This window comes from Marilutibacter maris (assembly GCF_006546735.2).
GTDB classification, from domain to species: domain Bacteria; phylum Pseudomonadota; class Gammaproteobacteria; order Xanthomonadales; family Xanthomonadaceae; genus Marilutibacter; species Marilutibacter maris.
On the sequence record NZ_VICD02000249.1, the window covers coordinates 1 to 1,205 of the forward strand.

The following is a 1,205-nucleotide window of genomic DNA, read 5'->3' on the forward strand; positions in this document are numbered from 1 at the left end:
GCGCCTGCCCGCCCTGGCCGTCGAACACGCGCAGCTCCAGGGCCCGGCGGCCCTCCGGGCCTTCGAACACCGCCGAGCGCGCGCCCAGCTCGACCAGGCGCCAGGCCGGATGCGACTCCGGAGCGGCGTCGAGCCTGACCCGGACCGATTCGCTGCCGTCGGCCGGCTGCAGGATCGCCATTTTCAGCCTGGGAGTGATCAACACGCTGGTCAGTTGGTAGTCGAAAGCGCTGTCGTCGGCTTGCTCGTCCTCTCCCTGCAACGAGAACGGCTTGGGTTTGCGGTCGTTGCTGAACAGAGGACGGGCACCGATCTCGGCGTACTGCGCCAACGGCCCGAGGGTGCCCGCGCCCTCGTCCTGGGCCACGGTCGGCAGCGGCTCCAGCAGCCCCTCGCTCATCGCCAGCGGCTCGACCTTGCCGCCCATGCCGGCGAACGCCAGCAGCAGCACCAGCACCGCCCAGCCGGCGACCGCGGCCAGCAGCCAGCTGCGCGGACCGATGTTCTCAACCCGCATCGCGCACCTCCGCGCCGGCCGGCGGCAGGTAGCCGTACATGTCGAAGCTCACGTCGAGACCGCCATCGCTGCTGCTGCGGCCGGTCCCCGGCGCGAAGTACATGCGCTGGGCGAGGATGTTGAGGTTGCCGACGAACAATCGCGGCGAGCCGCTTTCCAATGCATGCAGCACCGCGGCGGTTTCCGGGCTGCCGCACTTGAGACGGACCTGCACGGTGACCCGCGTATAGGGCTCGCGGTTGTTGGGCTCCAGCGGCGAACGGTTGACGATGCTGCAGCTGCGGTTGCCGGGACTGGCCTCGGCCACCACCGCCTCCAGCCGCTGGATCAGCGCGGCGGTGGCCAGTTCGGCATTGGCCTCGGACATGAATCCGGGGCGGTTGGCCTGCCGTTCCTGCAACTGCGCCATCCGCTGCTCCACCGCCGGCGCCTGTCCGATCTGGCTGCGCAGGCGCAGCTCGCGCTCCTGCAGGGTCGCGATGCGCTCGTCCAGCTCGCTCATCGGCACCGTCCACCACGGGTGCACCAGCACCCCGTAGGCCAGCACCAGCAACCCCAGCAGCAATGCCAGCGCCAGCCAGCGATCGCGCTTACTCGGCGTCATCGTCGCCCTCCTCCGCGCTCGCGTCGGCATTGTCGCCAGCGGCCGCGGGCGGCGCGGCGGCGGCCGGACGCGCCGGTGCCGCTG

1 protein-coding gene and 1 pseudogene are annotated in these 1,205 nt (G+C 71.2%); both read right to left on the reverse strand.

The window, feature by feature from the left end; all coding sequences use genetic code 11:
• Nucleotides 1–517, reverse strand: a pseudogene (locus FKV24_RS14495) (type II secretion system protein XpsN); the annotation flags it as partial.
• Nucleotides 507–1,121: a type II secretion system protein GspM gene (gene gspM, locus FKV24_RS14500; protein WP_141482893.1), complete on the reverse strand. Its 615-nt coding sequence runs from the start codon at nucleotides 1,119–1,121 to the stop codon at nucleotides 507–509. The gene gspM and the pseudogene FKV24_RS14495, both read right to left, overlap by 11 nt.
• Between the last annotated feature and the right edge of the window lie 84 nt (nucleotides 1,122–1,205).